The organism is Methylophaga sp. (genome assembly GCF_030651745.1).
Genome location: NZ_JAUSCC010000094.1, coordinates 17,899 through 31,111 on the forward strand (window position 1 = coordinate 17,899; position 13,213 = coordinate 31,111).

The window sequence follows — 13,213 nt, forward strand, 5'->3', positions numbered from 1 at the left end:
CACATTGACACCCATTTCATATGGAGCGCGATATCAGGTGAATGTTATCAACCCGGATAAACATCTAAAAAAACTGTTTTTATTGCCATTGCTGCTGTTGACGGCATGCAGCATCACAGCAGAGCAACCTAATTACGACACGTTAATATCAACAGAACAGCAACAGGTAACGGAGTGGCACAATCTGCCGCAACAGACCGAAGTCGCCTATCTGAATGATTTGGTTGACAGTGATATGTTCGAAGAACTGTTGCAAATTGCCATGCAATCCAATCCTGGTTTGCAACAAACTTTATTGACACTGCAAATTCGCCAATCTCAATTGGTTCAGGCTTCCGGCGAAAAACGTCCTTTTGCCAGTGCTGGCTTTTCCGCTCTCAATAGCAGTGACAGTGATGCAAGTTTCACTGCCAATGTCAGTGTCAGCTGGCAAGCTGACTTATGGGGCAAACTGGCTGATAATGAACGTGCTGCAAATCTTGATCTCACCGAGCAAAACCTTTTGTATCAGTCGGCACGGGACACACTGGCCGCAGAAGTGATGAGTGTCTGGTTAACATTGATTGCCCAGCAACGGGCGATAGATATCGAACAACAGCGACTGAACAGTCTGCAACAGACAGAAAGCTTTATTCTGCAACGTTACCGTCAGGGTTTAGGCACGCTTGAAGATTTAGACAGCGCGCGGAGCTCGGCGGCCACATCAGCGGCCAATATTGAAGCGTTGACCGAAAATTACCGCCAACAAACTATTCAACTGAAAACCTTGGTCGGTCAGGTCAATAACCCGGCATTTTCACTGCCTACGGATTACCCCGATGTTGTTATTCCAGTGATTGATTTACCGGAACAGACATTGAATCGCCGTCCTGATCTGTTAGCCGCCTACGCTGCCATAGAAGCTGCCAGTGCAAGAACCGATGTTGCTTATAAAGATTTGTTACCCAGCCTCAATTTGCAGGCTGTGTTAGAAGATGTCGGCAGCTCTCCCCGGGCCAGTTTATTTACGGCGCCTGTATGGAGCTTATTAGGCCAATTAACCGCACCGCTGTATCAAGGCGGGCAATTACGTGCAGAAGCTGAAATCCGTGAACTGGAAACTGCATTCAGTTATCAGCAATATCGCGATACTTTATTAAACGCTGTAACCGAAATCGAACAGGCTCTCAGTCAGGAACAGGCTTTGATCAAACGCCAACAACATATCGAAACAGCACTAGCCAGTGCTGAAAACAATCTACGCCAATATCAGGCAAATTATCGCAGCGGCCTGCGGACCATTCTGGATCTGTTGACAGTGCAACAGCAAACCTTTGATTTGCAGGCACAACTTGATGACCTTATTTATCAACGACTGTTAAATCGAATTTCATTGGGATTGGCATTGGGGCTGGAGGCTAGAGTATGACAAAACGAGTTCAATGGTTGGTGTTTCTGGGAGCGTTATTGACCTTCATCGCCGTTTATTTATTTACCCAGAATCAGATTGAACGCTATGCCAATCGTCCGTTACCAGTACGTGAAGCCCCCCAAATACGGCCTGAAGTTTCAGTCAGAACCGTTATGCCTGGGACGTATCAGTCACGTGTCAGCGCTTATGGTGCCACTCAACCGCATTACCACATAACTCTGGCAGCCCAAGTTGCAGGGCAAGTCGAACAATTATCTCCTCGCTTTGAAACCGGTTTCCGGTTGAAAAAAGGTGACGAAATACTGCGTCTGGAAAACAGTGACTATCGTGCTGCTGTGGCCGCAGCCAAACAACAGTTAGCCGAAGCGAAATTGCTTTATCTGGAAGAAGAACGTCAGGGGTTACAAGCCAAAGTGGAATGGACTGCTTCAGGACTAGATGGTGACCCCGATTCGGATCTGGTATTACGTGTTCCCCAATTAGCCAGTGCTGCAGCCAGTGTGACTAATGCTGAAGCGCTGTTAGCCAGTGCTGAAAAAGATTTACAACAAAGCACTATCCGCTCACCTTTTGATGCTTTGGTTATCACCCGTGATGTCTCTCCTGGCAGCTATGTGCAAACCGGAACTCAGGTAGCCTCGCTATACAGTACTGATTGGGTTGAAGTAAAAGTCTCACTGTCGGATCGCGAATGGCAGAGTTTGCCGGAAGCTGAGATGTTGGTAAGCGGTGCGTGGCCAGTCGATTTACATGCTGTAGAAGGTGAAGCCAGCTGGCAAGGTAAGGTATTGCGAGTTGAGCAACACCTTGATGGCACCACCAGACAACGTTCTTTGATTGTCGGGGTAGAAAAACCATTGGATCAACAGCCAGCACTCTATCCAGGGGTATTTGTCGAGATCAGTCTGGGTGGACGGCAAATGGATAATCTATGGCAAGTACCATTAACCAGCTTAAGCCAACGTGGGGAGATCTGGTATGTGACCACTGAACGTAATCTGGCCAAATTCGCTAGTTCGCCAGTATTTAGCGATGAACGCTTTATCTACATAGAACCACCATCATCATTAATTGACGCACCGCAACAAATATTATTGCAACCAATTACCAGCTACATTGATGGAATGGCTGTTGCCCCGATTGAGGCGCCAGAACATGAGTAAGATTATCGGTCGCAGTGGCATTATCGGCTGGTTTGCTACCAATCCGGTCGCAGCCAACCTGTTGATGTTTTTGGTCATCATCCTGGGCTTGATGACTGTCGGTGATTTACGCAAAGAAGCATTTCCCAGTAGTGAGCCTGACAGCCTGACGATTTCAGTATCCTATGACAGTGGCTCGGCAAAACTGTCTGAAGAAGGTCTTGCAATCAAAATTGAAGAGCAGCTGGAAGGCATCATTGGCATTAAAACCATTACCAGTGAATCTACTCGCAGCGGTGTCACCGTCACGGTGGAAATGCAACGCGGTTACGATCTCGACACCTTAATGCGTGATGTTAAAGCGCAGGTGGATGCGATATCCACCTTCCCTGCTGAAGCCAAAAATCCGGTGATTAAAAAAGCCGAACGCGAAGAACATGCTATCTGGTTACAACTGTATGGTGATACTGATCGGCATACATTGCAGCAACTTGCTGAAACCCTCAAAGCGGACCTGTTAACTAAATCCACCATTAACCGGGTCACCATATCCGGCTGGCTGGATCCGATGATGATGATTGAAATCGACGATGGCCGTCTGCAATCCTTTGGTCTGTCGTTAACTGATGTCGAAAATGCCATTAATACTAATTCGTCGACACCATTAACCGCTGTATTGCGTAATGAAAATGTCTACCTGCAGCTGAATGCATCTGAACAAGCCTATCTAAAAGAAGACTTTGCCAAAATTCCACTGGTCACTGGTGATAATGGCCAGCAGATCTTGCTGGGTGATGTGGCTTATATTCTGGATAGCTTTGACGATGACACTTCATCCCTATCACGATTTCAGGCTAAGGAAAGTATCGGCGTTCAGGTTGTAACCACCGGGCTGGATGATATAGCCGATTCGGTTGCTGATGCTTACGATGTAGTTGAAACCTGGCATAGCAGTCACAAATTACCCGCCCAGGTTGAGTTAGCCACCTGGTATGACCGCAGTACCAGCATTATGGATCGGTTAAATTTATTAATTAAAAATGCACTGACCGGTATTGTGCTGGTATTCATATTACTTGCTGTGTTTTTAAACCTGACTGTGGCTTTCTGGGTAGCCATGGGATTACCCTTTGTTTTTCTCGGCACGTTATTTTTTATGGGCGACTCCTACGTAGGTTTATCGCTTAATGAATTTACAACGTTCGGCTTTATTATGGCATTGGGCATTATTGTTGATGATGCCGTGGTGGTCGGCGAAAGTATCTACAGCGTACGCTCCAAGGAAGGTGATACATTGCGTAACACCATTAAAGGCACTATGCGGGTAGCCGTGCCTACCTTATTCGGTGTGTTTACCACGGTGATAGCCTTTTTTGCCCTTTCACAGATTGAAGGCCGACTGGGTGAACTTTATGCCCAGTTTGCTGCAGTGGTCTCTATTGCTTTAATCATGTCCATTATTGAGTCCAAGCTGATTCTTCCGTCACACCTTGCTTATCTGAATACCCATAAAAAACCGTCACAAAATATACTGGCCACCGGCTGGCGCAAAATTCAGCAAGGAGCTGATTACGGCCTACAGTGGTTTGCCGAACATATTTATCAGCCAGCAATCGAGTTCGCTTTGCGTTTTCGTTATGGATTGCTGATCGTGTTTCTGATGATATTTGTCGTGGTATTTTCCATGCCCTTTAACGGCACCATCCGCATGAGTTTTTTCCCAAGCATTCCTGGTGACACCATCAGGGCCAACGTGACGATGCATAAAGATGTCAGTTTTGGCCGCACCCACGATACGTTGTTGATGATGGAACGCACCGCTTATGAGGCGGATAAAGCTTTGCGGGATAAGTCTGACTCAGGGATAAGTGGTATAGCCAATATCCAATTGCTTTCAGAAGCTGATCATAGTGGTGGTGTAACAGTAGAACTGACCAATGACTCACCCTATGATTTATTTGAATTTCGCAATGAATGGGAAAAGCGTGTCGGAATGCCAGAAGCGGTTCGCAGTATGCGGATCCAGAGTGGTCGTCGGGCTGATGATGCCTTAAGAGTAGAATTGCGTTCCAACGATGATGATGTACTGAGGCTGGCAGGTGCAGAGTTTTATACCTTGCTGGAACCTATGCCGGGCATCATTGGATTGCAGGATAATCTGCAACCCGGTCAGCCTCAATTACAACTCAAACTGAATCAACAGGGTCGTGCATTAGGGCTGAGCACCGATGAGTTAGCCAAACAGATCCTGCAGGGCTTTGGCGGCCAGGTGGTACAACGTTATCAACGTAACAGTGATGAAATTGAAGTCAAGGTTCGCTACCCTGAAGCAGATCGGCAAAATCCGGCAGACGTATTGAAATCAAGAGTCCGGCTGGAGGATGGCACTGTTATACCCTTATCCAGTGTGGCAGATGTCAGTTATGGTTTTACTCGTGACAGTATCACCCGTATCGATGCCAAACGAGCCATTTATCTGTCGGCCGATGTGGATAAGGATCAACTATCTGTTACTGAATTTGTTGCCCAACTCAAACGTGATGTGGTGCCACAGCTGGAAGCCAAATATCCCGGATTAACCATTTACTTTGCCGGTGAAGCTGCCCAGCAGGAAGAAACACAATCATCGATGCTAAACCTGTTTTTACTGGCTATGCTGGGCATCTACATGTTGCTGGCGATTCCGTTGAAATCCTATGTTCAACCCATATTAATCATGACAGCCATTCCGTTTGGCATTGTGGGTGCGTTGCTGGGACATTGGATGAATGATCTGTCAGTAGGGATCCTGTCACTCAACGGCATCATTGCTTTAAGTGGTGTGGTGGTCAATGACAGCCTGCTGCTGGTCTCGCGGTTTAATGATTTAAAAGAAGAATATGCCGATGTGAAGCAGGCTATATTATTATCTGCCAGAGATCGTTTACGGGCTGTTTTACTCACCTCTTTCACGACTTTTGCTGGTTTGATGCCTTTATTAGGTGAAACCTCCAGACAAGCGCAGTTTCTGATTCCTGCTGCGGTTTCAGTAGCATACGGCATCATGTTTGCAACTGTGATTACGCTGATATTGATTCCACTGTTATTGATGATTCAACACGATGTGGCACAGTATTTTCATCGTGGCAGCAAAGTCGTATTGCCAGCAACAGAACAAGGACCTGCCTGATGATTAGTGTGTTACTCATTGAAGATGATCTGGATCTGGCACAAACCGTGATGGACTATCTGCAATTGGAGGCCATCAGTTGTGATCATGCAAGTAATGGTGCCGCAGGTCTGAATTTATTAGAGCAGAATTATTATGATGTTCTGCTGCTGGATTTGAATCTGCCGCGTATTGATGGTCTGACAGTATGTGAACGTTTACGAAATGAAGGTTCAAGCATTCCGGTATTAATGCTGACAGCACGTGATCAACTGACCGACAAACAGGCTGGTTTTGCTGCCGGTACTGATGATTATCTGGTGAAACCCTTTGAGTTGAAAGAACTGGTCATGCGGATCCACGCCTTATCACGCAGACGCAGCGGACAAACACAACTACTACGCTGTGGCGATTTGCAGATGAATTTACAGCAACGTCAATTAAGCAGAGCCGATATTAATCTGCATCTATCACCAACGGGCTGGCGGATCCTGGAATTGTTATTACGCGAATCACCTAACGTGGTCAGCCGTCAGCGACTTGAAGTTGCCGTTTGGGGTGAAGAAGTACCGGACAGCGACAGTTTAAAAGTGCATCTGCACCATTTACGTAAAACCATTGATGGTGGTTTTGAAACGCCACTGCTCCACACCATTCCCGGTGTCGGCATTGCCATCAGGGATGATAATGAAACGTAAAATCAGTCTAAAGCGCCTGGTAACACTCAGTATTCTGTTGTTTGGCGGTACGATTGTGCTCGGCTACTCGATGCTCAGCGCCCACTTTTTTTTCCGTGGTATGGATAATATTGTTGCTGGTGGAATGGAAAATGCGGTGCTGACTTATCTCGCCAGTAACCAACCACTTGCGGAAGATGAACTGGTAGATTTTCGGGGGGCTCAGCTTTCCAGGAAATGGGAGGTTCAGCCGGAAGAAATTCGCAGATTTTTTGCCACCTCCCCACCTCGTAGTGGAGAACTCGTAAAACGGGATGACTCGCGTTGGTTCACTCGGCCCGACAATGTGTATTTTGCACTGAAAGTTGATGTGGAAAATGAAGCTGTCTATATCAGCCGGACTCTTTCACGTGAAAATGTATCCAGTTTGATGGGCCGTAATATGGCCGACAGCATGCGAATATTATTAGGTGTCAGCGCATTGATCGCAGTGACGCTAATACTCATTACCTGGCTGCTGATGCGCAGTATTTCGGCACCGGTAGCAAGACTGAATAACTGGACACAATCATTAACGCCAGAAAATCTGTCCCAGCCCGCCCCTGACTTCCTCTATCCAGAATTGAATCAGATGGCAAAACTGATCCAGAACAGTTTGTCATCGGTGCAACGCAGCCTGGATCGCGAACACCGTTTTCTGCGTTATACCAGCCATGAATTACGTACGCCTATCAGTGTTATCCGCAACAATATCGAATTGCAGTACAAAGTATTGCAACAGACTTCTTCCAGCTTGAACCCGATGCAGCGGGATATAGCCGATCGGATTGATCGTGCCAGTATTACCATGCAACATCTTACTGAAACATTGCTCTGGTTAAGTCGTGAAGACAACGAGAAACTGCCTGAATCCATTGTTGATATAGATACTCTGCTGCTGGAAATCACCGAGGAAATGCGTTATTTACTGCGAGATAAAACGGTTGATCTGAGCATTAATACTCAGCCCTATCAAATTTCGATCAGTGCTGTCGCGGCACGAATTGTGATAGGCAATCTGATTCGTAATGCCTTTCAGCATACCTGGGAAGGTGAAGTCATCATCAACCAGCAGGGCCCACAAATCAGTATCATCAACCGGCAGTTTAATGTGGATATTGATGCTATTCCAACCGAACTGGGTTTTGGTCTGGGCTTACAACTCACCGCACAATTGACTGAAAAGCTTGGCTGGTTTTATCAGAATCTGGCTGATGAAAATGGCCATAATGTGATTCTGGATATCACCTCTCGCCAAACCAGCTAGGTACTATCGATTTTTCATACCACTGCTAGAAGCTATTTTTGGTGCAACAAAGTTGAAATAATACGGTTAAGTATTATTCAAAAACTGTCGGTAAAACTGTACTGCAGTGCGGCCACTGTGACTGGCTCGACGCATAGCAAATTGTTTGGCTTGTTCGTGTAACAGTGCTTGATCGACTGCAACATGTTCGAACAAGGTGTCCACCATAGCGAGGTACGTATCCCAGCTGGGTGGATAAAACGATAACCACAGACCAAAGCGATCAGATAAAGCCAGTTTGTCTTCCAGACTGTCACTGTAATGCACTTCCCCACCCACCACACGACTGGCCTGATTTTCGGCTTGCTGTTCCGGCATCAGATGACGTCGGTTTGACGTGGCGTAGATCCTGACATGTTCTGGTGGTAATTCCAGTCCACCTTCGAGCAGACTTTTCAACGGTTTGAAACCCTCTTCGCCTTGCTCAAATGACAAATCATCACAGAAGATCACAAAGCGAAAGGGGCGATCTTCAAGATCATCCAGAATTTCCGGTAGCCAGCCCAGTTCTGCCTTATCAATTTGCAGCATACGTAAACCCTGATCGGCAAACTCATTTAACAAAGCTTTAATCAGCGAAGATTTACCCGTACCTCTTGAGCCCCATAACAAAGCATGATTACTGGTTTCACCATTCACAAAGTGACGGGTATTTTCAACCAGTTGCTGCTTTTGTTCTTCAATACCGATAAGTTGATCCAACCGAATTGGGTCAAGCCGAGTAATCGCTTTGAGTTTTTGGGTATGGGCCCGCCATACCGCAGCGCGGATTTGATGCCAATCCAGATTATTCATCTAGTAATTCCTGAGTACAAAACTAATCGCTATGATGGTGTCTGAGTTTGCTTATCGTCAACTGCTTAATTCAAATGCAATCGGCACTCTCACTTCCAGCTGTTGTTGTGACATTTCATCCGGGAAAGCCGGTAATGGTTGGGCCTTTTTCAACATTTCCATCACCGCTTGATCCAGACGCTGAAACCCGGAACTGGAAACAATTCTTGATTCTCTGATGTGTCCATCACGGGTGACGATAAAGAATAACTGCACCACACCTTGTTCACCTCGACGCCTGGAAATCCCGGGATACTGTTTTTTTTCCGCCAGTGTTCTGGCCAGTAAACTGAAATAGGTTTGTTGTGCTGCCTGTTGTAGAGCTGACGTGGCGTGACTGGAAATCGAACTGCTTTCTGCAGCTTTGCCCTGCTCGGCAATTTGTGTCTTTTCCAACTGTTTTTCAGAATTTGCAGCCTCATGATCTGCTGGTTCTGCAGTCGCAGCAAGGTTTTCTGAAGCTGTAAGGTTAGGTTCATGCCTCTCTGCAAGAGGAGCGGTATTGACTGCCTTTTTAATCTCTGTTTGCTGTAATGGCTTTATGGCTTCGGTTTTAGCGGGCTTTTGTTCGATAGGAACAAGTTCATTGCTACGTTCCTGAACTTCGGTGATAGTCGTTTGCTCTTCAATATTTGTCATTGGCCCAGCGGCAGCGGCGGCCTGTTGTTTTTCCATGGTGGTGGCATCAAGCATGCTGATATCGATTGTTATACCCGCTTCAATCACCGGAGAAACCGGTTTAAGCAAATCCGGATGTTTAATGGTATACATGCCAAACGCAAACACATGAATCGACATAGCGCTGAAAATGGCCAATAACCAGTAGCGAAACTTAATCATTTCGAGTTTTCTGAGTTTGTGTGGCCAGTGAAACCTTCAGTATTCCTGCAGCTCGAACCTGTTTAAGTAAATCCGTTAACTCTGTCGCCGGTACATTTGCATCGGTTTTAACCAGCAGCCTGAACGATTGTGCATTATTATTCTCTGAAATGTTCTGCTGCAAACTCTCAATTAATGTCTCGGCTTTAATGAAAACATCATTCAAAGCCAATTGTCCTGTAGCTGATATCAGCAAAACTGCATCATGTTCTGCTATCGCCGACTGTTGTTGTGATGTTGGAGGTTTGATAGCGATAAGTTCGCTGGCAGTCAATTGGCCTGCAATCATAAAAAATATCAGCATCAAAAAAACAATATTGATTAACGGGATCATATTGTCATCAAGCTGATTTGATCGCGCTGCAGTTTTTGGAAGCAGAATCATATCGCCAGCCCTGCCAGACTGACTTTTTCAATGCCGATGGATTTTAATTGATCGATAAAATCGATCATCTGTTGAGTCGTAACACCCTCGCCAACCGAAACAACAAATACGGAAGGCTGGTCTTCTGCAAGCAACTGTTTAATCGGTGCTAGCCTCGATACTGGGTAGCGTTTTTTCTCAAATTCATATTCACCAGCGGCCCGCAACTGCAAATAATGTTGAGCCCGGATTTCATCAGTATTATAGGATTCACTGGCCGCAGTAATATCCATTTGCCGCCAGTGCGTAAATCCGGACGACAACATGAAAAACAATAACAGGATAAATACCACGTCAATTAACGGGGTCAGGCTAATCATTCGCCGTTTTGTTGCCAAGGGTTGTTCAAGCAGCATATTCGAACGGTTCGTCAGCAATTAACCTTGCTGTTTTTTGTTGTGGTGCATGAGTAAAAACCTGCGTCACTCCATCATTTATCAGGGCGGCTACTCTTTCTGTTTTACGTTCCAACCAGTTATGTGCCAGAACTGCCGGTATGGCGACAGCGAGACCAACTGCTGTCGTTAATAATGCCTGCCAAATCCCCCCAGAGAGCACAGATGGATCCACCTGACTGCCGGCCAGTTCCATCTGTTGAAAGGCCAGGATCATGCCCAGAACCGTTCCAAACAATCCTAATAATGGACTTAAACTGGCAATCACTTCCAAGGGACGCAGATAACTGCGTAATTGATTAATGCGTAAATTGGCGACCCGTTGCAGTTCTTCCTTAAGCATCGAGACAGGGATCTCCCTCTGTCTTAAACCTTCCATGGCTAATGCTAATAATTCGTCCAGCGGTTTGGAGATTTTCAATACTGCAATGGCTCGTTCCGGTTCATTCTGTTTCCACAACGTAATAGCTTTATTTGCCGTGGTCGTAGATTCAGGTGATAACAACAGCAGTTGCCAGATTTTGATCAGCACAATGCTCACAGCAATAACCGAGAAACCCAACAAAATCCACACGACCGGACCACCAATGTCGAGTAACGTTTTTAATAATGATAAAAAGGAGGATGTCTCAACGATGTCCATCACCGTTCATATCCCGAGCTGATTGCCACGACAAAGCGTTTTATCACAGTCTGTAATTCCTTGGTTTAAACTTTGTTAATGATAATCGTTATCATTAAGCTTTGTAAAGAAACTTAACTATATGATTTTTATATTCACTGTTTTTGTTTCACATAACAAATCGATTGGCGTGATCGATTGTATAAAAACAAATGTCGTTATTTTTCCCAAAAAAAAGCCCCGCTGAGCGGGGCTTTCAAATCAAGCTTAAACAGCTGATTTATTCTGCGGCAGCGACTTCGTGAACCGCTTTCATGCTCAAACGAATACGGCCCTGGCGATCTACTTCCAGTACCTTCACTTCGATCATGTCACCTTCAGACAGTTTGTCACTGACATTTTCCACACGCTCATCAGAGATTTGTGAAATATGTACCAGACCATCTTTACCAGGCAGGATGGTGACAAATGCGCCAAAATCCATCAGCTTGGCAACACGGCCCTGATAGACCTTGCCGACTTCAACTTCTGCAGTGATTTGCTCAATACGGTGTAATGCATCCTGACCCGCATTGAAGTCAGAAGAGAAAATCATTACTGTGCCATCATCCTGAATATCGATAGTCGCACCAGTTTCTTCAGTAATTGCACGAATTGTTGCACCACCTTTACCGATAACATCACGGATTTTATCTGCGTGAATTTTCACAGTGATAATACGTGGGGCAAACTCGGACATTTCCTGACGGTGTGTTGAAATCACTGCATTCATTTTTTCCAGAATGTGCAGACGACCATCACGGGCTTGCGCCAATGCAGTACGCATGATTTCTTCGTTGATACCTTCGATCTTGATATCCATTTGCAGTGCGGTAACACCTTTTTCGGTACCGGCAACTTTAAAGTCCATATCACCCAGGTGATCTTCATCACCCAAAATATCGGTCAAAACAGCATAACCATCGGGCTCTTTAATTAGACCCATTGCAATACCAGCGACTGGTGCTTTAATCGGCACACCAGCATCCATTAACGCTAATGATGTACCGCATACCGAAGCCATTGAGCTTGAACCATTAGATTCAGTGATTTCTGAAACCACACGAACCACATATGGGAATTCTTCAGCTGTTGGCATAACCGCTTGAATACCGCGTTTAGCTAAATTGCCATGACCAATTTCACGACGTTTTGGTGAACCTACAAAGCCGGTTTCACCAACACAGAATGGAGGGAAGTTGTAGTGCAGCATAAAACGATCACGGTATTCACCTTCAACCGCATCAATCATCTGTGCATCACGTTCAGCACCCAATGTTGCAACAACAATCGCCTGAGTTTCACCACGGGTAAACAAGGCAGAACCATGAACACGTGGCAGTACTGTAGTTTCAACAAATACTGGGCGAACAGTTTTGGTATCACGGCCATCGATACGTGGTTCACCGGCAATAATACGGCCACGAACCAGTTCTTTTTCCAGTTTGCCAAACAAACCTTTAACATCATCAGCAGACCATTCACCATCTTCGGTCACTAATGTATCTACAGCTGTTTGACGAATTTCGGCCAGTTGATCCTGACGCTGCATTTTGTCGCTGATCGCATAAGCGTTTTTAATGCCTTCAAATGCTTGTTCTTTAACTGCATTGTATAAACGATCATCTTTTTCCGGAGCAGTCCATTCCCAAGCCGGTTTGCCAGCTTCTGCTTTCAGCTCTTCGATCAATTTGATCGCTGTCTGCATTTGCTGATGGCCATACATGACTGAACCTAACATTACTTCTTCAGGCAGTTCAGACGCTTCAGATTCCACCATCAATACTGCGCTAACAGTACCGGCAACCACTAAATCCAGTGAGCTGTTGGCTAATTGTTTCTTCGAAGGATTCAGAATGAAGTTACCATCAACATAACCGACACGGGCTGCGCCTAATGGACCATTAAACGGTAAACCAGAGATAGCTAACGCTGCAGAAGCACCAATCATCGCCGGAATATCTGGATCAATTTCAGGATCCAAAGCCATTACGGTGGCAATAACCTGAACTTCGTTGATGAAGCCTTTAGGAAACAATGGACGCAGTGGACGATCGATCAGACGGGATGTCAGAGTTTCTTTCTCGGAAGGACGTCCTTCACGTTTGAAGAAACCGCCAGGAATTTTACCGGCCGCGTAGGTGCGTTCTTGATAGTTAACGGTTAATGGAAAGAAATCCTGTCCTGGATTAACATTTTTCTTACCGACGACAGTGACGAGCACTGCAGTTTCACCCAGACTGGCGATAATTGAACCACCTGCCTGACGCGCGATTTTTCCGGTTTCCAGGCTAAGC

11 protein-coding genes are annotated in these 13,213 nt (G+C 45.8%); 5 read left to right on the plus strand and 6 right to left on the minus strand.

The window, feature by feature from the left end:
* Window positions 1-4: 4 nt before the first annotated feature.
* Genes Q7V21_RS10895 through Q7V21_RS10915 form a run of 5 tightly spaced genes read left to right on the plus strand, consistent with a single transcriptional unit; the run spans window position 5 to window position 7,684 of the window.
* On the plus strand, window positions 5-1,408 hold the full coding sequence (locus Q7V21_RS10895; protein ID WP_304917319.1) for a TolC family protein: 1,404 nt from the start codon (window positions 5-7) through the stop codon (window positions 1,406-1,408).
* The gene (locus Q7V21_RS10900) at window positions 1,405-2,574 is read left to right on the plus strand and encodes an efflux RND transporter periplasmic adaptor subunit (RefSeq protein WP_304917320.1); all 1,170 of its coding nucleotides are present in this window, start codon (window positions 1,405-1,407) and stop codon (window positions 2,572-2,574) included. The genes Q7V21_RS10895 and Q7V21_RS10900 overlap by 4 nt, the downstream gene beginning before the upstream one ends.
* Window positions 2,567-5,722, plus strand: a complete 3,156-nt coding sequence (locus tag Q7V21_RS10905) for an efflux RND transporter permease subunit (RefSeq protein ID WP_304917321.1) — start codon at window positions 2,567-2,569, stop codon at window positions 5,720-5,722. The genes Q7V21_RS10900 and Q7V21_RS10905 overlap by 8 nt, the downstream gene beginning before the upstream one ends.
* Window positions 5,722-6,399: a response regulator transcription factor gene (locus tag Q7V21_RS10910; protein ID WP_304917322.1), complete on the plus strand. Its 678-nt coding sequence runs from the start codon at window positions 5,722-5,724 to the stop codon at window positions 6,397-6,399. The genes Q7V21_RS10905 and Q7V21_RS10910 overlap by 1 nt, the downstream gene beginning before the upstream one ends.
* Complete coding sequence (locus Q7V21_RS10915; protein ID WP_304917323.1) at window positions 6,389-7,684, plus strand: HAMP domain-containing sensor histidine kinase; 1,296 nt, start codon at window positions 6,389-6,391, stop codon at window positions 7,682-7,684. The genes Q7V21_RS10910 and Q7V21_RS10915 overlap by 11 nt, the downstream gene beginning before the upstream one ends.
* Window positions 7,685-7,750: 66 nt before the next feature.
* Here the strand turns inward: Q7V21_RS10915 and Q7V21_RS10920 are convergent, their stop codons facing one another.
* From Q7V21_RS10920 to pnp, 6 genes are all read right to left on the minus strand, one after another.
* The gene (locus tag Q7V21_RS10920; protein WP_304917324.1) at window positions 7,751-8,518 is read right to left on the minus strand and encodes an ATP-binding protein; all 768 of its coding nucleotides are present in this window, start codon (window positions 8,516-8,518) and stop codon (window positions 7,751-7,753) included.
* Window positions 8,519-8,575: 57 nt separating this feature from the next.
* A complete protein-coding gene (locus tag Q7V21_RS10925) occupies window positions 8,576-9,397 on the minus strand; it encodes an energy transducer TonB (RefSeq protein WP_304917325.1) in 822 nt (273 codons plus the stop codon).
* Window positions 9,390-9,821 carry a biopolymer transporter ExbD gene (locus tag Q7V21_RS10930; protein ID WP_304917326.1) on the minus strand — a complete coding sequence of 144 codons (432 nt, stop codon included), beginning with the start codon at window positions 9,819-9,821 and terminating at the stop codon, window positions 9,390-9,392. The genes Q7V21_RS10925 and Q7V21_RS10930 overlap by 8 nt, the downstream gene beginning before the upstream one ends.
* Window positions 9,818-10,180 (minus strand): biopolymer transporter ExbD, encoded by a 363-nt coding sequence (locus Q7V21_RS10935; protein WP_304917327.1) that lies wholly within the window; start codon window positions 10,178-10,180, stop codon window positions 9,818-9,820. The genes Q7V21_RS10930 and Q7V21_RS10935 overlap by 4 nt, the downstream gene beginning before the upstream one ends.
* A gap of 25 nt (window positions 10,181-10,205) precedes the next feature.
* Window positions 10,206-10,898 (minus strand): MotA/TolQ/ExbB proton channel family protein, encoded by a 693-nt coding sequence (locus Q7V21_RS10940; RefSeq protein WP_304917329.1) that lies wholly within the window; start codon window positions 10,896-10,898, stop codon window positions 10,206-10,208.
* Between the two features lie 259 nt (window positions 10,899-11,157).
* A partial coding sequence (pnp, locus tag Q7V21_RS10945; RefSeq protein WP_304917328.1) for a polyribonucleotide nucleotidyltransferase occupies window positions 11,158-13,213 on the minus strand: 2,056 nt, incomplete at its 5' end.

Coding starts and splice junctions, on each gene's coding strand:
- Q7V21_RS10940 (WP_304917329.1), bottom strand. CDS start 10,898: ATGGACATCGTTGAGACATCCTCCTTTTTATCATTATTAAAAACGTTA.
- Q7V21_RS10905 (WP_304917321.1), top strand. CDS start 2,567: ATGAGTAAGATTATCGGTCGCAGTGGCATTATCGGCTGGTTTGCTACC.
- Q7V21_RS10930 (WP_304917326.1), bottom strand. CDS start 9,821: ATGATTCTGCTTCCAAAAACTGCAGCGCGATCAAATCAGCTTGATGAC.
- Q7V21_RS10920 (WP_304917324.1), bottom strand. CDS start 8,518: ATGAATAATCTGGATTGGCATCAAATCCGCGCTGCGGTATGGCGGGCC.
- Q7V21_RS10910 (WP_304917322.1), top strand. CDS start 5,722: ATGATTAGTGTGTTACTCATTGAAGATGATCTGGATCTGGCACAAACC.
- Q7V21_RS10915 (WP_304917323.1), top strand. CDS start 6,389: ATGAAACGTAAAATCAGTCTAAAGCGCCTGGTAACACTCAGTATTCTG.
- Q7V21_RS10925 (WP_304917325.1), bottom strand. CDS start 9,397: ATGATTAAGTTTCGCTACTGGTTATTGGCCATTTTCAGCGCTATGTCG.
- Q7V21_RS10900 (WP_304917320.1), top strand. CDS start 1,405: ATGACAAAACGAGTTCAATGGTTGGTGTTTCTGGGAGCGTTATTGACC.
- Q7V21_RS10935 (WP_304917327.1), bottom strand. CDS start 10,180: ATGATTAGCCTGACCCCGTTAATTGACGTGGTATTTATCCTGTTATTG.